This window comes from Pseudomonas sp. B7(2017), assembly GCF_002112745.1.
Taxonomy (GTDB): domain Bacteria; phylum Pseudomonadota; class Gammaproteobacteria; order Pseudomonadales; family Pseudomonadaceae; genus Aquipseudomonas; species Aquipseudomonas ekonensis.
This window is the reverse complement of record NZ_NEIP01000021.1, coordinates 1-18,746: the sequence shown is the minus strand read 5'-3', so window position 1 is coordinate 18,746 and position 18,746 is coordinate 1. Positions and strand designations below refer to the sequence as shown.

General features: G+C 66.1%; 19 protein-coding genes and 1 riboswitch. Of the genes, 12 read left to right on the top strand and 7 right to left on the bottom strand.

Annotated elements, in window-relative coordinates:
* Positions 1 to 58 precede the first annotated feature (58 nt).
* A complete protein-coding gene (locus CAG29_RS25480; protein WP_085583658.1) occupies positions 59 to 979 on the bottom strand; it encodes a LysR substrate-binding domain-containing protein in 921 nt (306 codons plus the stop codon).
* Between the two features lie 106 nt (positions 980 to 1,085).
* Here CAG29_RS25480 and CAG29_RS25475 point away from each other — a divergent pair, with 106 nt between their 5' ends.
* Positions 1,086 to 1,355 carry a hypothetical protein gene (locus CAG29_RS25475; RefSeq protein WP_085583656.1) on the top strand — a complete coding sequence of 90 codons (270 nt, stop codon included), beginning with the start codon at positions 1,086 to 1,088 and terminating at the stop codon, positions 1,353 to 1,355.
* A 12-nt stretch (positions 1,356 to 1,367) separates the two neighbouring features.
* On the top strand, positions 1,368 to 1,973 hold the full coding sequence (locus CAG29_RS25470) for a glutathione S-transferase (RefSeq protein WP_085583654.1): 606 nt from the start codon (positions 1,368 to 1,370) through the stop codon (positions 1,971 to 1,973).
* Here CAG29_RS25470 and CAG29_RS25465 read toward each other — a convergent pair whose 3' ends face one another.
* Positions 1,974 to 2,861 carry a LysR family transcriptional regulator gene (locus tag CAG29_RS25465; RefSeq protein ID WP_085633503.1) on the bottom strand — a complete coding sequence of 296 codons (888 nt, stop codon included), beginning with the start codon at positions 2,859 to 2,861 and terminating at the stop codon, positions 1,974 to 1,976.
* Between the two features lie 93 nt (positions 2,862 to 2,954).
* Here CAG29_RS25465 and CAG29_RS25460 point away from each other — a divergent pair, with 93 nt between their 5' ends.
* The 3 genes from CAG29_RS25460 (at position 2,955) to CAG29_RS25450 (ending at position 6,621) form a co-directional block, all read left to right on the top strand.
* The gene (locus tag CAG29_RS25460) at positions 2,955 to 4,142 is read left to right on the top strand and encodes an MFS transporter (RefSeq protein ID WP_085633524.1); all 1,188 of its coding nucleotides are present in this window, start codon (positions 2,955 to 2,957) and stop codon (positions 4,140 to 4,142) included.
* Positions 4,142 to 5,170 carry an AbrB family transcriptional regulator gene (locus tag CAG29_RS25455; protein ID WP_085583650.1) on the top strand — a complete coding sequence of 343 codons (1,029 nt, stop codon included), beginning with the start codon at positions 4,142 to 4,144 and terminating at the stop codon, positions 5,168 to 5,170. The genes CAG29_RS25460 and CAG29_RS25455 overlap by 1 nt, the downstream gene beginning before the upstream one ends.
* Before the next feature lie 51 nt (positions 5,171 to 5,221).
* A riboswitch (Fluoride riboswitch) is annotated at positions 5,222 to 5,290 on the top strand.
* 80 nt (positions 5,291 to 5,370) lie between these two features.
* Positions 5,371 to 6,621, top strand: a complete 1,251-nt coding sequence (locus tag CAG29_RS25450) for a voltage-gated chloride channel family protein (protein WP_085695316.1) — start codon at positions 5,371 to 5,373, stop codon at positions 6,619 to 6,621.
* A 14-nt stretch (positions 6,622 to 6,635) separates the two neighbouring features.
* Here CAG29_RS25450 and CAG29_RS25445 read toward each other — a convergent pair whose 3' ends face one another.
* The 4 genes from CAG29_RS25445 to CAG29_RS25430 form a co-directional block, all read right to left on the bottom strand.
* Positions 6,636 to 8,612, bottom strand: a complete 1,977-nt coding sequence (locus tag CAG29_RS25445) for a caspase family protein (protein WP_085695315.1) — start codon at positions 8,610 to 8,612, stop codon at positions 6,636 to 6,638.
* Positions 8,605 to 9,381: a DUF2182 domain-containing protein gene (locus tag CAG29_RS25440; RefSeq protein WP_085583644.1), complete on the bottom strand. Its 777-nt coding sequence runs from the start codon at positions 9,379 to 9,381 to the stop codon at positions 8,605 to 8,607. The genes CAG29_RS25445 and CAG29_RS25440 overlap by 8 nt, the downstream gene beginning before the upstream one ends.
* Before the next feature lie 11 nt (positions 9,382 to 9,392).
* Entirely contained in the window at positions 9,393 to 10,859 is a 1,467-nt protein-coding gene (locus CAG29_RS25435; protein WP_085583641.1) for a tyrosinase family protein, read from the bottom strand.
* A gap of 458 nt (positions 10,860 to 11,317) precedes the next feature.
* Positions 11,318 to 11,953, bottom strand: coding sequence for a TetR family transcriptional regulator (locus CAG29_RS25430; protein ID WP_085657088.1), 636 nt, complete (start codon positions 11,951 to 11,953; stop codon positions 11,318 to 11,320).
* 138 nt (positions 11,954 to 12,091) lie between these two features.
* Here CAG29_RS25430 and CAG29_RS25425 point away from each other — a divergent pair, with 138 nt between their 5' ends.
* A complete protein-coding gene (locus tag CAG29_RS25425; protein WP_085583637.1) occupies positions 12,092 to 12,748 on the top strand; it encodes an O-methyltransferase in 657 nt (218 codons plus the stop codon).
* A gap of 13 nt (positions 12,749 to 12,761) precedes the next feature.
* Here CAG29_RS25425 and CAG29_RS25420 read toward each other — a convergent pair whose 3' ends face one another.
* Entirely contained in the window at positions 12,762 to 13,655 is an 894-nt protein-coding gene (locus CAG29_RS25420) for a LysR substrate-binding domain-containing protein (protein WP_085633514.1), read from the bottom strand.
* Positions 13,656 to 13,799: 144 nt separating this feature from the next.
* Here CAG29_RS25420 and CAG29_RS25415 point away from each other — a divergent pair, with 144 nt between their 5' ends.
* From CAG29_RS25415 to CAG29_RS28600, 6 genes are all read left to right on the top strand, one after another.
* Entirely contained in the window at positions 13,800 to 14,993 is a 1,194-nt protein-coding gene (locus tag CAG29_RS25415) for a M20 aminoacylase family protein (protein WP_085695314.1), read from the top strand.
* Between the two features lie 101 nt (positions 14,994 to 15,094).
* Complete coding sequence (locus tag CAG29_RS25410) at positions 15,095 to 15,868, top strand: ABC transporter substrate-binding protein (protein WP_085695313.1); 774 nt, start codon at positions 15,095 to 15,097, stop codon at positions 15,866 to 15,868.
* Positions 15,869 to 16,224: 356 nt separating this feature from the next.
* Entirely contained in the window at positions 16,225 to 16,953 is a 729-nt protein-coding gene (locus CAG29_RS25405; protein ID WP_085633518.1) for an ABC transporter permease, read from the top strand.
* Entirely contained in the window at positions 16,950 to 17,660 is a 711-nt protein-coding gene (locus tag CAG29_RS25400; RefSeq protein ID WP_085583627.1) for an ABC transporter permease, read from the top strand. The genes CAG29_RS25405 and CAG29_RS25400 overlap by 4 nt, the downstream gene beginning before the upstream one ends.
* A 15-nt stretch (positions 17,661 to 17,675) precedes the next feature.
* A complete protein-coding gene (locus CAG29_RS25395; protein ID WP_085583625.1) occupies positions 17,676 to 18,440 on the top strand; it encodes an ABC transporter ATP-binding protein in 765 nt (254 codons plus the stop codon).
* A gap of 186 nt (positions 18,441 to 18,626) precedes the next feature.
* Positions 18,627 to 18,746, top strand: a 120-nt coding sequence (locus CAG29_RS28600) for a hypothetical protein (protein ID WP_170930399.1), incomplete at its 3' end; no start/stop codon positions are given.

The following is an 18,746-nucleotide window of genomic DNA, read 5'->3' as shown; positions in this document are numbered from 1 at the left end:
GCTTGGGGGGCGGATCAGCGCCGCTTTTCTGGATGGTGCATCCAGGGATCGCGAACAATCACAGGCCAGGTTCGCTGTCCGCCGCGCCGGGGTTCAGCTCGTTCAGGTAGGCCTCGACCTCGTCGCAAAGCCACCCGCAGAACGCCTGCCGCCGGGCCGGCGAGCGCTCGCGGCCCGGCACCACCAGCCAGTAGGGGAAGGGGTAGGGGGCCGTGTATTCGCTGAGCTGCACCAGCTCCCCCCGGCGGATCGCGTCATGCACCAGGCTGCGCCGCTCCAGCGCGATGCCTTGGCCCAGGCGCACCGCTTGCAGCACCAGGTTGGAATCGTTGCTGCACAGGCCCGAGCGTGGCACGTCGATGTCCAGGCCCGCCGCCTGGCACCAGGGCTGCCAGGATTCCATGTTGAAGATGATCCGGCTGCCGACGATCTCTTCGGGGGATTGCGGCAAGGCGCCGGCGTTGAAGTGCGGCGCCGCCACCACCACGGTTTCGTCGTGGAACAGCAGATGGCTGTCCAGGCCTTCCCAATCGCCCTTGCCCATGCGGATGCCGACGTCCACCGATTCCCGGTTCAGGTTCGACACCGCCAGGCTCGCTTGCAGGCGCACGCTGACGTTCGGGTGCGCCTGCCGAAAGCTAGTCAGGCGCGGCAACAGCCAATGGCAGCCGAATGACGGCACCACCGCCACCACCAGCTCGGAAGCCTTGGGCTGGGTCTTGATCTGCCGGGTGGCCTCGGCGATGCCGCCCAGGGACTCGCGGATCTGCAAGGCGTACAGCCGCCCGTCTTCGCTGACCCTGACGCCGCGCCCCTCGCGCACCAGCAGGGTGGCGCCGAGCAGTTCCTCCAGCACTTTGATCTGCTGGCTGATCGCCGAATGGGTGACGTGCAGCTCCTTGGCGGCCGCCGTGACGCTGCCCAGCCGCGCGACGGCCTCGAAACTGCGCAGGCAGGTGATGGGTGGAATGGTCGACATGTCACTTTTTCTTACGCGTTTTGGTAATAAATACCGATGTTTTGGCGCCATCGGTTTCTCTACTGTAAGGGACAGTAAACCATCAGCCCTAAGGAGGCACAACGCTATGGAACGGCAATGGCTTCAGGTCGCACTGGCCAAATCTCAACTGCTGTCGGTGCAGGCCGACCGGGCGCTGTACACCCAGGCGGTCAGCGGCACGCACTGGATCAGCGCCGACGGCGTCGATTACCTGATCGGCCCCGGCGAACAATTGAAGCTCTCGGCCGGGCTTGCCCTGATCGACGGCGAGGGGCTGTTGCAGCTGCGTTCGGCGGGGCGCCGGATCCATGGGCGCCCTTGGCGTTCGCGGCTACTGAAAATCAATGTCTACTAGGGAGCGAACGCCATGAAACTGATAGGGATGCTGGACTCGCCTTACGTGCGGCGGGTGGCGATCAGCCTGGACCTGCTGGGGGTGCCGTTCGAACATGAGCCGCTGTCGGTGTTCCGCACCTTCGAGACGTTTTCCGCGGTCAACCCGGTGGTCAAGGCACCGACACTGCTGCTGGACGACGGTACCGTGCTGATGGATTCGACGCTGATCATCGAGTACGGCAGATCCCTCGTGGCGCCGGCCTTCCGGTGCCTGCCGCAGAACCCGCAGGCGCTGGTGGAAGTGCTGAGCACGTTGGGGCTGGCGCTGGCGGCCTGCGAGAAGGCCGTCCAGCGGGTGTACGAGGACAATCTGCGGCCGGCCGAAAAGCGCCATCAGCCGTGGGTGGAGCGCGTCACCCGGCAGTTGCTCGCAGCCTGCGCGGAGCTGGATCGCCGGCTGGCGGTGCGGCCGGTGCACGAACGGCCCGATCAGGCCGCACTGACCAGCGCCGTGGCGTGGTCGTTCATCCAGTTGGTGCTGCCGGAAGTGGTGAAGGCCGCTGACTTTCCGGCCCTGAAGGCCCATGCCGAGCGCCTGGAGCAGACCGCGCTGTTCAAGCGTTACCCGATGCTCTGATCAGTTCCGGCGCAGGATCTCGACGAAGGCGCGCACCAGCGGGCTGCGCTCCTCTCGGCGGGTCATCGCCAGCAGCGGCACGGTGGCGTGGGCTTCCGCCAGGGGGCGGTAGGTGACGCCGTGCCGCGCCAGGGTCTGCACGCACTGCGGCACGACGGCGACGCCCCGGCCCGCTGCCACCAGGGCGATGAGCGAGGTGATCTGCTTGCCGGTCGGCGCCCGGCGGGGCGTGAGCCCGTGGCGGCGGTACAGCGTTTCGATGCTTTCGTTGAGCCCGGAGCCGTAGTCCGTCGGGAATGCGATCAATGGGTGTTCGCTCAATTCGCTGAGCGACACCCGTTTCTGCGCGGCGAGGGGGCTGTCGCTGGCCACGGCGGCGATCAGCGGTTCCTGGCCCAGGCACGTCACTTCGATGTCCGAGCGGTCGGCCGGCGGATGCAGGCGGCCCAGGCCGACGTCTAGGCGTCCCTCGGCGATCTGCGACCACTGCGCGGTGGACGCGCCTTCCTCGACCGTCAGTTGGACCTGCGGGTGGGCCGAGCAGAAATCCCGGACGGCCTGGCTGAACAGGTCGGACAGGGCGATGGAACTGGCGAAGCCCAGGGCCAGATGGCCGACGCTGCCGGCGGCCAGCTTGTGGCCGATGGTGGCCGTGCGCTCGACCTGTTCCAGCAACGCCCGTGCGTAGGGCAGAAAGTGCCGGCCTTCGGCGGTGAGCGTGACGTTGCGCGAGCTGCGGTCGAACAGGCGAAAGCCCAGTTCCGCTTCCAGCGCCGAGATCTGCCGGGTCAATGGCGGCTGAGACAGGTGCAAGCGCGCCGCGGCGCGGCCGAAGTGCAATTCTTCGCTGACAACCAGAAAGCAACGCAGGCGGCGCAGGTCGAGCATGTTCGTCCTTGGTATCGATCGGTCGGAAATCGGTATTGGATCCTGAAGGCGGCCCATCTTATAAAAATGTTCGGTCCGCTGACGAACATTCCCATGAAGCCACGCCTGCATTGCCCGAAAATCGCCTTGTTCCTCTGCGGTTGCGCGGCGTTCCTCAACCTGTACGCCACCCAGGGGCTGCTCGATCAGCTGTCGGCCGCTTTCCGGATCTCTGCCCGGCAGGCCAGCTGGAGCATCACGGCCACCACCCTGGCCGTGGCGGTGTGCGCCCCGTTTGTAGGGCGGATGACGGCCCGTTGGCCGCAACGGCAGGTGATCGTCGTGGCCGCGCTGCTGCTGGCGCTGCCGGCGGCGATGTCGGCGTGGGCCGGCGGTTTCGGTGCTTTCCTGTTCTGGCGTTCGGTCGAGGGGCTGCTGATTCCGTTCGTGTTCGCCACCAGCGTCGCCTACATCGGCGGGCGCTGGAGCGGCGGCGCCGTCACCGAGGTCACCAGCGTGTACATCGCCGGCACGGTGCTGGGCGGCTTTCTCGGGCGTTTCCTGACCGGGCTGCTGACGGAAGTCGGCGACTGGCGCCTGGGGCTGGCCTCGTTGGCGGGCCTGAGCCTGTTGACCGGGCTGGCGATTGCCTTGTTATTGCCCGCCAACCCGAAAGCCCCGGAGCGGCCGGTCCAGGCCGCCCGGTCAAGCCTGTTTTCCGCACCGCTGCTGGGCGCCTGCGCGGTGGGGTTCTGTGTGCTGTTCGCCCAAGTGGCGATGTTCACCTACATCGGCCTGCACCTGGGAAGGGCGCCGTTTTCGCTGGGCAGCGCAGCGCTCGGATCGATCTATGCGGTGTTCCTGCTGGCGCTGGTGGTGGTGCCGCTGGCGGGACGGTTGGGCAAGGGCCGGCCCCAGGTCGATCTGGTGAAAGTGGCCGCGTGCCTGGGGGTGGCGGGCACGGCCCTGACCCTGTCGCCGTCGCTGGGCTGGATCGTGGCGGGCCTGGCGTTGAGCTCCACCGCGGTGTTCCTCGCCCAGGCCGCCGCCAATGCCTTCATCACCGCCAATGCTCGGCACAACAAGGCCGCTGCCGTGGGGCTGTACCTGACCTGCTATTACCTGGGCGGCAGCCTGGGAGCCTTTGTGCCGGGCGCGGCCTGGGAGCGCTGGGGCTGGCCCGGATGCGCCGCCGTGATCGTGCTGTTCCAAGTGTTGCCGCTGCTGATCGCCCAGCGGTCCTGGAAGCCCGGCAACGCCACTCTTCAATCCCGTTTGCCCACCGATACGCCGGAGTCTTGATGAAAACACTGTTCGAATGCCTGTTGCCCATCCCGGTGGCGGCGCTGGGGGCCTGGATCGGCCACCTGACCGGGCTGCCCCTCGGCGAGCTGATCGGTGCGATCTGCACCGTCACGGCCGTGAGCAAGCTGGGCGTGCCGCTGCGCATGCCGCATCCGTTCGTGGCCGTCGTGCAGTTGCTGCTGGGGATCAGCGTCGGTTCCATCGTCACGGTCTCGATGATCGGCGAGCTGGGCGACGTCAGCATCCTGGGCGGTCTGCTCATCTGCATGAGCGTGCAGATCCTGGTCGGCTACCACTGGCTGCGGCGCGCGGAAAAATGGGGGCATGTCGAAAGCCTGCTCGGCTCCGTGCCCGGCGCCATGGCGGCGGTCATGACCGTGACGGGCGGGCAGGGAACCGATTCCGGGCGCATTGCGTTCGTGCACATCGTCCGTCTGCTGGCGTTGCTGCTGGTGGTCACGCTTATCGCCGGCGGGCACCCCGGCGGCGCGGCGCCCACGGTCGGGTCGCTGCACGATTACCTCTTGGTGCTGGCGCCGGCATCCGCGGCCGTCGTCACCGGCTACCTGCTGGAACGCCTGGACATGCCGGCGCCGTACATGCTGACCGGCCTGCTGTACACCGCCGCGTTCAACGTCGAGTTCCCTCAGGCGGCGCTGCATGTACCGGATCCGCTGGCCGTGGTCGCTCTGGTGCTGCTCGGCGGGCTGATTGGCATCCGCCTCAAGGACATCACCCTCAAGGACGTGCTGCGTTACGTACGCGCCGGCCTTGCGGTCACCACCCTGACGTTCTGCGCCACGCTGCTGGTGGCCGCTGCGTTCAGCCAGGTGACGGGGCGGCCGTTCCTGGCGCTGTTCATGTCCTGGGTGCCCGGCGGGGTCGAGGTGATGACGGCGGCGGCCTTGCTGCTCAAGCTCGATCCGGCCTTCGTGATGCTCAACCACGTGGTGCGGATGTCGATCATCCATGCGTCGCCGGCGGTGCTGCCCAAGCGCTTGTGGCAGGAACGGCCGCAGACCTGAGGCGCCCTGGCGCAAAAAAGCCGTGGCCTCATCCCCTGGGTCCGGTTAGCATCGCCCGCAGGAGATGGTGTTCCTCCTTGAACCGCCGCATCGCACGCGGCTGATGACGCCTACAGAGACCTGACCAACGTCGGGGCTGTAGGCGTTCGCGTCACGTTCCCCTCCGTCGGTCAGCCCGAATCCTTTCGAGCTCATGACCCATGCCAATCCTCAATCGTTTCGAACCGTTCCGGATGCTGCCTTACCTGGCCAAGTGGCTGGCCATCGCCTCTGCCGTGGCGGTGCTGGCCGGCAGCGCGTCGGCGTTTTTCCTGCTTTCGCTTGATCAGGCCACGGCTTGGCGCGAAGGCCATCCCTGTATCATCTGGCTGCTGCCGCTGGCGGGTTTCGCGGTGGGCTTGTTCTATCACCGGTTCGGCAAGGCCGTCGACGCCGGTAACAACCTGATCATCGACGAGATCCACGATCCCCAACGCGTGATCCCCCTGCGCATGGTGCCGCTGGTGCTGGGCGGCACGGTGGTTTCGCACCTGTTCGGCGCCTCGGTGGGCCGTGAAGGCACGGCGGTGCAGATGGGCGGGGCGCTGGCCGATCAGCTCACGCACCTGTTCAAGCTGGATCGCGTCGACCGGCGCGTGCTGCTGATGGCCGGCATCGCCGCCGGGTTCTCGTCGGTGTTCGGCACGCCGTTGGCCGGGGCGGTGTTCGGCCTGGAGGTGCTGGCCATCGGGCGTCTGCGCTACGACGCGCTGTTTCCCTGCATCGCCGCCAGCCTGGTGGCGGACCGGGTCTGCTTGGCCTGGGGCGTGCATCACACGCCTTACGCCATCGGCGAATTGGTGCCGGTCAGCGCCGGCAGCGTCATGGCCGTCGTCATCGCGGGCGTGGTGTTCGGTCTGGTCGGTATGCTGTTCGCCGGCGCCACCCACCGGCTCGGCGCGCTGATGAAACGGCGGATCGCCTACGCGCCGCTGCGTCCGCTGCTGGGCGGCACCGTCATCGCGTTGGCGGTGTGGGGGTTGGACGCTCAGCCCTACATCGGCCTGGGCCTCGACGGCATCGTCCGCTCGTTCCAGGAACCGATGCCGGCCTACGACTTCGCGGGCAAGCTGGCCTTCACCGTCGCCTCGTTGGGCAGCGGCTTCAAGGGCGGCGAAGTGACGCCGCTGTTCTACATCGGCGCGACCCTCGGCAACGTGCTGGGGCCGCTGCTGGACATGCCGTTCGCCCTGATGGCGGGCATCGGTTTCGTGGCGGTGTTCGCCGGCGCCGCCAACACGCCCATCGCCACGACGCTGATGGCGATGGAGCTGTTCGGCGCCGGCATCGGGCCGCTGGCGGCGGTCGGCTGCGTGACGGCGTACCTGTTTTCCGGGCATGCCGGCATCTACCGGGCGCAGCGGGTGAGCGCCAAGCATCACCGGCAGGCGGCGGATGCCGCGTTGCGCTGAGCCTTCCTCGTCGGTCAGCGCGGCGTCAGCCCCCAGGTCTGCGCGAGCTTATCGGCGGAGGCCTTGGGCAGCAGGGTCGAACCGCTGCGGCGGACTTCGGCGGCATGCTCGGCCAGGCCCTCGACGAGCGCGGCCCATTCCGGACGGGGATCCTGGACATAGTCCCAGCCGAGCCCGAGCCATGGGCATCGCCCGCCGATCCGGGCGGTGACGGCGTCCGTGGCCTGGGCGGCATAGTTGGGGAGGGCGGGTCCGCCGTCCGGGGACTGGCGCGCCTTGACCGCAGGCACCTGCACGATGAGGGCGCCGTCCGCCGCCTTCGTCACCGGCATGGCGCCCAGCAGCGCGATGTCGTAGGGCACCGCCTGGCCTCGTTTGGCGTAGAAGCACGCCATGCGCCGGATGTTGTCGAAGTCGGCGGTCGCGCGGTAGAGGTAGGCGCAGATGACGCCGAGCATCGGATCGGCGTGCTTGTCCCGGCGCAGGTCGGCGGCCAGCCGGTCGAGGCTGTCCGGCCTGAGCCGTCCGGCGGCGAAGTCGTCGATGGCCTTGAGGGCTTCCTGGTAACGCTCGGCGAAGCCTTGTTCTCCGTAGGCCTGGAAAATGTCGCCTTCGGCGTTGGGGGCGATGACGGCAAACAGCCCCTGGTAGGGAACGACCGGCGAGAACTGCCCCGGCGTCACCTCCACCAGCACCGGCAGGCCCCGGTCATCGCCGTCGATGCGAAAACTGTTGAACGGCGCAGCGGCGGCCTGGGACTCGATCGGGTGGGCGTACCACAGCTTCACTCGGTTACCCCAAGCGTATAGGTTGGCGCCGCCGGGATCCCCGATCTGCCCGAGGCGCTGGCGCAGCTCTCCGGCGGCCGCCTCGGTCTCGATCCGCTCGACCAGTGCCCGGACCTGTTGCTTCTTGCCGAGCACCCAGGTGGCGGGTTGGCGCAGTTCCACCAGGTCGCGGAGCAAGTCCTTGCTGTCATCGGGAATGGTCATGGCCTGGCTGTCGGGGACGGTCAGGTTGAAGCGCTTGAGGCCGAAATCCGCGCCGAGCACTTGGTCCCTGAACGCCGGGTCGGTGTGCACGCGCTCCAGAATGTGGTCGGCGGACTGCGGCGCTTCGGCGGCCGGTGAGGCACCCAGGGCCGCGGCATTGGTTCCGGCGGGCCAGGGCTGAAGGTCGCCGGGCACCTGCAGCGGTTCGGCGGTGTCGTAGAGCACCGCCGATTCGACGTCGACCTGGCATTGCGGATTGAGCCTGAGGTGGTATTGGCTGGCGCGCTCGGTGGTTCTGGAGCGCACGCACTTGCCCAACGTGGTCGTGGTGATCACGCCTTTCTCGATGGCCGTCGGCTCCAGCCCCCACAGCGCGTCCGTTATGACGCCGGAGAACACGCATTTGCCCGGCGCCGCTGCCGCAGGGTCGAAGACCATGTAACCGAGCTGCCCGTCCTGGCAGGACGTCAGACGGTCGAATTTCGGGCTGTCGACCTGCGTCCCCTGCACGACGATTCCGCGCACGCCGTCGAGGCGCATCAGGTCCAGGCCCTGGGGCGCCTCGCGGCAGGCATCGCTGATGAGCGTGATGCGCCGGACGCCGTGCAGCAGCAGTTCGGCATAGAAAGCATTGGCCACCACCCGGTACTTCTGGCGCAGCGAATCGCTGAACAGCCATGACACCGAGTCGAAGTTCGCGTCGGTCAGCCCATGGCCGCAATAGGCCAGGATCAGCTGGTCCACCACTGCGGCGCCTGGGGGAAACAGCTCGTCGACAGCTTTTTGTACCCGCTCGCGGGTGACCGGGTTGGGGGTTGCGTCAACCGGTTCGTCGTCGACGACCCGGACGTTCGAGGCGCCGAAGCCCGCGCTCAGGGCCCACTCGCCCAGGGAGCGGGCCGCGAAGACGGCGCCGTCCAGGTACGCGAAATTCAGGGCCAGATTGTCGACGGGCACCACGGTGCTCACGCCGATTGCCAGACACGCACGCCTATCCATGGGAACGCTCCGTGTTGCGCTTGATGAGAAGCGAGAAAAGGTGGATGGATGAAGCACCGGGGTTCCAGCGCCAACGCGCAGGGCCGGGCGGGGACAGGCGTTCGGCCAGCAGGACGACGCCAGCGGCCAGCATCACTGGCAGGTGCCAGGCGCCGCTGACCAGCGGCACCAGCATCCACGCCCAGCACGACGCGATGCACCCGGCGCCATGCGTCACGCCGAAGGCCAGGCAGTCCCGGTCGGCCGCCCAGCCGAACAGGCCGATGCGCCGTCGGCGGTGGCTGCGGTTGAGCGCCGCCCGGTGCCACGGGCTCATGCTCCACAGCAACGCGATCAGCAGCGACACGATCAATGCCCCCTTGAGCGCGGCGATCTGCAGCAACAGCGCCAGGGCCAGCAGCACAGGGCCTGCCGCCATCCACAGCGCGCCGTAGCCGAGCAGAAAAACGACCGTCGCCCGTACCCGTCTGCGCGGCAGGCTGGAGCGCCACACGTGCATGAGCGGCATCGCCAGCAGGGGCGGCATCATGGCCAGCAGCATCAGGAACCATTCCTGCAGAACCCGCGGGAGCGGGTTCAACGCCAGCTCCGCCTGCAATGCCGCGGGCCAGCGCGTGAGCACCGACACCCCGTTGACGGCCGCGCAGAACGCCGGGCCCTCGCGGGTCGCCTCGCTGTAGACGCAAAGGGCCAGGCCGAGCCCCGACGTGGCCAGCAGCAGCGGCCAGGGGGCATAGGTGAAACTGCGCAGAACCGAGCCGACCCGCATGGGACCGATCCTCAAGTCACGACACCGCTACGCTTCAGGACGCTGATGCGCTCGACCGTGATCGGCTCGTCGTCGGAGACCTGTTCTCCCGGGACCAGCGTCACACGCAGGTGTTGGGGGTCGAAGTCGCCGGCGTCGGTCAGCCGCTGGGCCAGGTCCGTGATGTCGATCGTGTAGCCCAGGCCGCCACCCGCATGGGGGCCGTCGTCCTGCGAGGCAACGTTGAGCCCGAACAGCGTCAGGCTGCCGGCCTGCCGTTCGGGGTGCTGCGCCGGGTCGGCGTCCGGCGGCAGGTTGACGTAGACATGCAGGAGCGGAGACGGCGCCGAACCGCGCACGGAATCCAGCGCCAGGTAGAGCCGGGTCACTTCCTGGCCTGTGGCCGTTGCGCCCATGGTGGCCATGCCTTTGGCGGTGGCGGTCGGTTCCAGGTCGATGCGGGTCTGCACCGGCGCACCGCCGACCTTGACGACGTCGGCGTTGGCGCCGATCGGCTGGACCTTCTGTGTTGTGGGCGAACCCATGTTGACCCGTGCCACTGCCTGGACTCCTGGCTTCACGCCTGTGCCGATGCTCAGATCATCGTAGGTCCGGTGATATTTGCCACCCTTGAGGGTGTCTTTGCCGCTGAACGTCACACCCGGCGCGTTATCGCCGGGCACCGGCATGATGAACCGGCGGTTCGCCGGGCCGTTGAGCCAGCGTGGGTCACGCACCATCGTCTTGCCCGGCGTGTTCATCCACGCTTCCCAGAGTCGGTCGATGTTGCAGTGGTGCAGCCAGAATATCGGGTCGAGCCCGGCCAGCAGGGCGTTGCCCATGTAGCCGCCGACCAGACCGTGGACGGTGTTGTGCGGGTTGCTTTCCAGGTCGCCGGTCATGGCCTCGAACTGCACGAAATCATCGGAGATCCCGCCGCCGAACCCCAGGGATCCGTCGTTGCCCACCAGGAAATCGTTCTCCTCCATCGCGGCAAGGCTCAGCCAGGGGCTGGCCTGGATCGCCGTGATCCCGTTGCGGCGCGGGTACTTCCTCAGCGGGTTGGGCTTGCCGTTGGGCAGCGTCTTGGCCACGAAGGCGTCCGGCAGGTTCAGCGCTTTCGGGTTGCTGCTGTCGAGGTAGTTCCAGTAGGGAAGCGCCCAGTCGTCGCCGGTCAGCTGTTTCACTTTGGCGGCGACGATGGACTCGAACGCGTACAGGTAGGCCCGGTGCCAGGACAGGAAATACCAGCTGCCGTGCTGGCACTGGTTGCCGAAGGTGTTGTTGGTCAGATCCGTCGGGATCGGGGCGTTCGCTTTGATGAGGTGCTCGTTTCTCCATAACTGGGGATGAAAGCCATGCATGGCGCCCAGGAACTTCCAGCTGTTGCGATCCTGGATGGGCAGTTCGTCCATCGCTTGCATCGCAAGGGCGTAGTTCAGCAAGTCCTTGTTCCATCCAGAGCCGAGTTTTGCGACATCCTGGCGTACGGCGGCCATGGTGTTTCCCTCCGTTCCTGTGGGTGATGCCGGCCGGACGCGGGTGCGCGCCGGCCGGCGGGGTTGCTCTGTTTTCAGCGATAAAGGGGAGACAGAGCGAGCCTTCAAGGGGAGGGTCGCCGAGGGGTTCGTAGGCAGGCACTGCAGACAGGTACTGTCCGGGTGCGGGCATGACTCCCTCCTTGGGGAACGCCCGCACGGACGCGCTTGCGTCGTCAGGCGTAGGGCTCTCTGCCAATCAGCGTTGCGGTGCCCGGACAGCGGAACCGGAGGCCATGCGCTTCAAGGCCAATGGCCATTAGCGCAGCATTGGGGAGCATAGTCGCCGCGGCCTTGCGCGCAAGGTGATTGGGCGGCCAGTTCGCACCGGCGGTCTGGTTTCTAATGGCCGGCGCGATGGTCGATAACCGATGGCTACAAGGGCTATGCCGAAATGGCAGTGTTCGGCTCCCTGCCGCTCAGGCCGGCGCCCTGAGCAGCCCGACATAAGCGCAAAACATGTCCGCCATGCCGTCGGCGCACACGCTGATGTCCGCCTCGCTGCGCGGGGTGCCGGAAAAGTCCTTGCCCACCGAACTCAACGTCCTGAGCATCAGATCGCAGGCCTGGGCGCGGACGTCCTCTGCGGCGTCGGGCAGCAGCTCCAGCATGAAGGCGTCGAAGATCCGTTTGCCGGCCGCGCGCACTTCCTGAGCCTCGGGGGCGTCGCGGTAGAGCGGGGCGGCGTCGTGCAGCGCGCCGCGCATCTGCGCTTCGTCGCATTCGGAACGGATGAAGGCATGCACCAAGGCGCGCAGGCGCTCCAGCGGCGGCTGCGCCTGGCTTTCCAGGATCCGCTGCAGCATCTGAGTGGTCTGCTGCCACTCGTCGCTCTGCAGGCGAAACAGGATCGCCGCCTTGTTGGGAAAGTACTGGTACAACGAGCCGATGCTCACGCCGGCCTTTTCCGCAACCCGTGCGGTGGTGAAGCGGGCGGCGCCTTCCTTGGCCAAAACCTGAACAGCCGCCTCCAGGATGGCGCCCACAAGCTCAGTGGAGCGCACCTGCTGCGGCTGTTTGCGTGAGGAAATACGGGCGGTCTGGCGGTTTGTCATGAGAGCCCCAACGGTGGGTGGAGAACGCGAATAGCGGCGGGCGCGAATCGCTCGCATCATTTGAATGCGACGAATCACTCGCGTTTGGTTCGCAACTCTAGCGCCGAACCCACACAAAGCAACCGACGGAAAGCAATCATGACGACCCTGACCTCTGCGCCATTGGCGCCCCTGATCGAACGCCTCTACACCCAGGCCAGCACCGCCACCAGCCCGGTGCTGGAGACGTTGTCGCGCGATGAGCGCGAGCGCCTGATGCACAGCAAGACCGAGTACCGCCAGCTCTACGCCATGCTCAAGGACCTGTGGCTGCCGGTGTCCCGCGACACCGGCAAGCTGCTGTACATGCTCGCCCGCAGCACGAAGGCCAAAGCCATCGTCGAGTTCGGCACCTCGTTCGGGCTGTCCACCCTGCACCTGGCGGCGGCCCTGCGGGACAACGGCGGCGGTGTGCTGATCGGCAGCGAATTCGAGCCGTCGAAGATCGCTTTGGCGCGGCATCACTTCGAGGAAGGCGGGGTCAGCGACCTGGTGGAGATCCGCGAAGGCGATGCGCTGGTCACGCTGGCGAGCAACCTGCCCGGATCGGTCGACCTGCTGCTGCTCGACGGCGCCAAGGCGCTGTACGGTGACGTGCTGGGCCTGGTGGAGAAACACCTGCGGCCGGGCGCGCTGGTGGTGGCGGACAACACCGATTACTGCCCCGAGTTCGTGGCCCACGTGCGCTCGCCGCAGAACGGTTACGTTTCGGTGCCGTTTGCCGATGACATCGAGGTGTCGATGCGCTTGGCCTGAAGAGGGGCCGCCCTCAACGGTGTTTGACGACGGCCCGCAAACACTCCATGAAACGCTGGGCCACCGGTGTGAGCAGGGTGCCCTTGCGCAGGATGATGCTCATCTCCAGCGCCGGCAGTTTCTGCTCCAGCGGAATCCGCTGCAGCCCGAAGCTGGCGATGCTGTCGGCCAGCAGCCGCGAGAACAGCACCAGGGAATCCGTGCCGGTGACCAGGCCCAGCGCGATGGCGAACGATGAGCAATGGACGATGCGCCGGGGCAGGGGCAGCCCGGCGTGGCCGAACATGGTCTCCATCACGCTGTGCTGGAAACCGCCGGACGGCACCGTGCTCAGCCATTGCGCGTCGGTCAGTTCGCGCAGGTGGCGCGCGTTCGCCAACGGGTGCCCGGCCCGCGCCATCACGACGAAGTCGGTCGAGAACAGCGGCAGGCTGATCAGGTCGTCCCCGAGCATGTCGGGCAGTTCGTGGGAGACCACGAAATCCAGTGAGCCGTCGCGCAGGTGCTGGGCCGCGAGCGGGAACTTGACCTCCATGAACGTCATTTCGGCATCGGGGGCCGTCTTCTGGAATTGCTCCAGGGCCTTGGGCAGCAGGCTCAGCGCGATGGTGGAGGTGGCGCTGACCGTGACCTTGCCGCGCATGTTGTGGGTGATCTGGTCGAGCTCTTCCCGGGCCCGCCGCACATCCTCAAGGATCTGGTGCGCGCGGATCTGCAACGCCTTGCCGCATTCGGTCAGCGTGATGCCCTGCACGTTGCGGGTCATCAGGACCACGCCCAGGTCGCTTTCCAGTTCCTGCACGCTGCGGGTGACGGCGGGCTGCGTCAGGTTCAGGCAGCGGGCGGCGGCGCGCAGGCTCTTTTCTTCGGCGACGGTCACGAACACCTGGAGTTGGTTGATCTTCACGGGCACTGCCTTCCACGGGTTTTGGGTGATAAATAAAGCTGATCATTGGCAAAAAAATTACATCTTCTCAGCGCACCCGGCAATCTCTACTGTGGCTTCACACCCCCGTCAGACGGGGGGAATCACAAAGAGAAGCCAAGCGATATGGACACTACCCGACGTTATTGCGAGGTCGCCGACCTTGCCGAATCGACCGACGATCTGCGTGCGATACGCCATCACCTGCATCAGCATCCCGAGCTGGCCTACGAGGAATTGGAGACGGCCGGGCTGGTGGCCAAGAAGCTGGAGGCGTGGGGCTACGCCGTGACCACTGGCGTCGGGAGAACCGGCGTGGTCGGTACGCTGAAGGTCGGCGACGGCCAGCGCAGCATCGGCATCCGCGCCGACATGGACGCCTTGCCGATCCTGGAGCAGACCGGCTTGCCCTACGCCAGCCGGCATCACGGCAAGATGCACGCCTGCGGCCATGACGGCCACACCACCATGCTGTTGGGCGCCGCCCGTCACCTGGCGCAGACGCGCAACTTCTCCGGCACCGTGCACCTGTACTTCCAGCCGGCCGAGGAACACGGCATCGACAGCGGCGCGCTGAGCATGATCAAGGACGGCCTGTTCGAGCGTTTTCCCTGCGATGCGGTGTTCGGCCTGCACAACCATCCGGGCGCGCCGGCCGGCACCATGCTTTTCCGTCGCGGGCCGCTGCAGGCGGCGGGCGACAACGTCTACATCACCGTCAAGGGCAACGGCGGCCATGCGGCGCGGCCCCATCTGACGGTGGATCCGGTGGTGGTGGCCTCCAGCATCGTGATGGCGTTGCAGACCGTCGTGGCGCGCAACGTCGAGCCCACCCAACCTGCGGTGGTGACGGTCGGCGTATTGCAGGCCGGCACCGCCAACAACGTCATCCCCGGCACCGCCCGGCTTGAGTTGAGCGTGCGTTCGTTCAGCGCCCAGGTGCGTGCCTTGCTCAAGTCGCGCATCACCGAACTGGTGCAGCAGCAGGCCGCCAGCTACGGCGCCGAAGTCGAGATCGACTACCGCATGGGCTATCCGGTGGTGATCAACAGCGACCGCGAAACCGACTTCGCGATTGAGGTGGCGCAAGAGCTGCTCGGCACCGACCGGGTCGTGCCGCACACCGACCTGCTGATGGGCAGCGAAGACTTCGCCTACATGCTCCAGGCCCGTCCTGGCTGCTTCCTGCGCCTGGGCAACGGCGTCGGCGCGGACGGCTGCATGGTGCACAACCCCGGTTACGACTTCAACGACAGCAACCTGCCGGTCGGGGCCGCCTATTGGGCGCGCCTGGTCGAGCGGTTTCTGGCGCAGCCCTGACCTGATGCTTCCCCCAACCAGCCTCTGACAATGAGTCCAACTACCCAGGCTGGCCTTACCTCAAAGCACGGCTTTGAACGAATGTGTCCTCGGAGACCGACATGAACAAAATCATCCTCTCGCTCGTCCTGTTCCTGGCTGCCGGCGGCGTCCACGCCAAAGACTGGACCGTCATCCGCTTCGGCGTCGATCCCAGCTATGCGCCATTCGAATCGAAGGCGCCCGACGGCACGCTGGTGGGCTTCGACATCGACATCGGCAACGCCATCTGCGAGCAGCTCAAGGCCAAGTGCGTGTGGGTCGAAAGCCCTTGGGACAGCGTGATCCCGGGGCTCAAGGCAAAAAAGTTCGACGGCATCCTGTCGTCGATGAGCGTGACCGAAAAGCGCCTTCAGCAGATCGACTTCTCGGACAAGATCTACCACACCCCGTCCAGCCTGGTGGCCCGCAAGGGCTCGGACATCAAGCCTGTGATCGAGTCGCTCAAAGGCAAGCACATCGGCGTGGAGATGGGCTCGACCCAGGAGGCCTACGCCAAGGCCCACTGGGCGCCGAACGGTGTCGACGTGTTGTCCTACCAGAATCAGGACCTGGTGTATCAGGACCTGCTCTCGGGGCGACTGGATGCCGCGCTGCAAGACACGGTGCAGTCGGACATGGGGTTCCTCAAAACCGATCGAGGCCATGACTTCGGCTTCGCCGGCGAGGCGGTGCACGACACCCAGACCCTGGGCGTCGGCGCGTCCATCGGCCTGCGCAAGGATGACACCGAGCTGAAGCAGGCCATCAACGCCGCCCTGGCCGAGATCCGCCGCAACGGCACCTACGAGAAGATCCGGGCGAAGTACTTCGACTTCGATATCGACAACGGCTGATCCGACGGCAGACGGGTCGCGATCGGGCCTGTCGGGGAGGGTGCCTTGCACGGTTCCCGACAGGATGACGAACAAACCGACCAAATGCTTAAGCCTGTCTGTACAAGTAAATATAGGTGCATTAGAGTCGGCCGCACACCTCGACACACGGATCGGTTCGAGACCCGGGTCGGGGTGTCTGCGTGTCATCGCCTCATCTGCGTTCCATGAACAGTACCCGTGCGCCGCAAGCGCCCTTGTCGGTCTTCAGGAAATAACAATGAAAAAAACATTTCTGATCCTTGCTCCACTGCCTTTCCCGCAACGCTGCCCTCAAGCCCCCTGCGTGCCTGGCGCCTCTGCCCTGGAGGTGCGCGATGTTCGATGAACTGCTGCAGCTGCTGGGGCTGTCGGGCTTCAGCCTGAAAGGCTTCGGCCCGTTGCTGCTGGAAGGCGCCTGGATGACGGTCAAACTGTCCTTTCTGTGCCTGCTGGTGAGCGTGCTGCTGGGCCTGATCGGCGCCAGCGCCAAGCTGTCGCGCACGGCCCTGCTGCGCATGCCGGCGCAGGCCTACACCACGCTGATCCGCGGCGTGCCGGACCTTGTGCTGATGCTGCTGATCTTCTACAGCCTGCAGACCTGGCTGACCAACCTGACCGAAGCGATGGGCTGGGAGTACATCGAGATCGACCCGTTCAGCGCCGGTGTGATCACCCTGGGCTTCATCTACGGGGCGTACTTCACCGAAACCTTCCGCGGCGCCATCCTCGCTGTGCCCCGCGGGCAGATGGAAGCCGCCACCGCCTATGGCCTGACCCGCATGCAGCGCTTTCGCCTGGTGGTGTTCCCGCAGATGATGCGTTTCGCTCTGCCGGGCATCGGCAACAACTGGATGGTCATCCTCAAGGCCACGGCGCTGGTGTCGATCATCGGCCTGGCCGACCTGGTCAAGGTGGCCCAGGACGCGGGCAAGAGTTCGTATCAGCTGTTCTTCTTCCTGCTGCTGGCGGCCCTGATCTACCTGCTGGTCACCACCGTCTCCAACTATGTCTTGCGCCGGCTGGAGATCTTCTACGCCGCCGGCACCCGGGAGGCCGTACGATGATCGAGCTCCTTCAGGAATACTGGAAACCGTTCCTGTTCCACGACGGCTACCACATCACCGGCCTGGCCATGACCCTGTGGCTGCTCAGCGCCTCGATCTTCATCGGTTTCGTGCTGTCGGTGCCGCTGTCCATCGCCCGGGTCTCGTCCAATGCCCTGGTGCGTTGGCCGGTGCAGTTCTACACCTACCTGTTCCGCGGCACGCCGCTGTATATACAGTTGTTGATCTGCTACACGGGGATCTACAGCATCGCGGCGGTACGCGCCCAGCCGATGCTTGACGCGTTCTTTCGCGACGCGATGAACTGCACCATCCTGGCTTTCGCCCTGAACACCTGCGCCTACACCACGGAGATCTTCGCCGGGGCGATCCGCAGCATGAACCACGGCGAAGTCGAGGCCGCCAAGGCCTACGGCCTGCGCGGCTGGAAGCTGTATGTCTACCTGATCATTCCGTCGGCCCTGCGCCGCTCGCTGCCGTACTACAGCAATGAAGTGATCCTGATGCTGCACTCGACCACCGTGGCGTTCACCGCCACCGTGCCGGACATCCTCAAGGTCGCGCGGGACGCCAACTCGGCGACGTTCCTGACCTTCCAGTCCTTCGGCATCGCGGCCGCGATCTACCTGGCCGTCACGTTCTCGCTGGTCAGCCTGTTCCGCCTGGCGGAACGGCGCTGGTTGTCCTTCCTTGGCCCGGCCCATTAATTCAGGAGGTTTGCCATGTACAAACTGACCGTTGAAAACCTGCACAAAAGCTACGGCAACCACGAAGTCCTGAAGGGCGTTTCGCTGAGCGCCAAGACCGGCGACGTGATCAGCCTGATCGGCGCCAGCGGCTCGGGCAAGAGCACGTTCCTGCGCTGCATCAACTTCCTGGAAACGCCCAACGACGGCGCCATGAGCCTGGACAACCAGCCGATCCGCATGGTCCACGACCGACACGGCATGCGCGTGGCCGACGCCGACGAACTGCAACGCCTGCGCACGCGTTTGGCGATGGTGTTCCAGCACTTCAACCTGTGGAGCCACATGACGGTGCTGGAGAACATCACCCTGGCCCCGCGCCGGGTGCTGGGCGTCAGCAAGAAGGACGCCGAGGAGCGGGCCCGGCGCTACCTGGACAAGGTCGGCCTGCCGGCGCGGGTCGCGGACCAGTACCCGGCGTTTCTCTCGGGCGGCCAGCAGCAGCGGGTCGCCATCGCCCGGGCCCTGAGCATGGAGCCGGAAATCATGCTGTTCGATGAGCCGACCTCAGCGCTGGACCCGGAACTGGTGGGCGAGGTGCTCAAGGTAATCCAGGGGTTGGCCGAAGAGGGGCGCACCATGATCATGGTCACCCACGAAATGAGCTTCGCCCGCAAGGTATCGAACCAGGTGCTGTTCCTGCATCAAGGGCGGGTGGAAGAGCAGGGCGCGCCCGAGGATGTGCTGGGCAACCCCAAGAGCGAGCGCCTGCAGCAGTTCCTCAGCGGCAACCTGAAGTAACGTTCCAGCCTTTTGAGCGGCCGTCCGGCCGCTCGTTTTCCATCGTTAGCCCATTCCTTTCACCCTAAGCGACAGGTAACGCACAGGTCGTCAAATTTCGCTTGATTGAGCCTGTATATACATGTTTGTATTTACTCCAATCCACAACAACAAAACGGCACGACTGCCGATTCAAGAGGATTCACGGTGAGCAAGCCAACCCGTTTTCGCGACGTCGAAATCCGCGCCCCCCGCGGCAACCAGCTGACCGCCAAGAGCTGGCTGACCGAAGCGCCGCTGCGCATGCTGATGAACAACCTCGACCCG